The 649-nt window shown below is 60.4% G+C and carries 1 protein-coding gene; it reads right to left on the minus strand.

All coding sequences use genetic code 11. From position 1 onward, the window contains the following. Nucleotides 1-245: 245 nt before the first annotated feature. Nucleotides 246-649 (minus strand): aminotransferase class IV (locus EOA38_RS38270; RefSeq protein WP_189435258.1); only part of this gene is annotated, 404 nt, incomplete at its 5' end.

Genomic DNA, 649 nt, shown 5'->3' on the forward strand with positions numbered 1-649 from the left:
ACCCAGTGCCGCCTGTTTCAACGCCGCGCCGACGGCCTGACCGCCGATGACACCCGTAATGACCTGAATAACGATAGCGACGAGCGTGTTCGTATCCATGTACCTAGTCCCTCCATAGCCGCCAGCCTCCTCGGGCCGACGCCATCATGAGACGCCTAATTGCTCCAAAGTCAAATGCGCGGCCGCTTAAATAAAAGGGGCGGCCCGAAAACCGCCCCTATAGGACAAAAAAGCTGTGACTATCGCTATTCTGCGGCGATGGCATGCTTTGGTTGCACTGCAGCAGAATAGTCATTCATCAAGGTCTTTGCGATCTCGCCGACCTCGAATCGGTACGGACCGATCTCCGAAACCGGCGTGACTTCGGCGGCCGTGCCGGTGAGGAAGCACTGCTCGAAGCCTTCGAGATCTTCCGGCATGATGGCGCGCTCGATCACCTCGAAACCACGGTCCTTGGCCAGGCCGATCACCGTGCGGCGGGTGATGCCGTCGAGGAAACAATCGGGCGTGGGCGTATGGACCTTGCCGTCCTTGACGAAGAAGATGTTGGCGCCGGTGGCTTCCGCCACCTGGCCGCGCCAGTCGAGCATCATGGCGTCTGCGCAGCCCTTGGCCTCGGCGGCGTGCTTGGACAGCGTGCAGATCATGT

Source organism: Mesorhizobium sp. M1E.F.Ca.ET.041.01.1.1, from assembly GCF_003997355.1.
Taxonomy (GTDB): domain Bacteria; phylum Pseudomonadota; class Alphaproteobacteria; order Rhizobiales; family Rhizobiaceae; genus Mesorhizobium.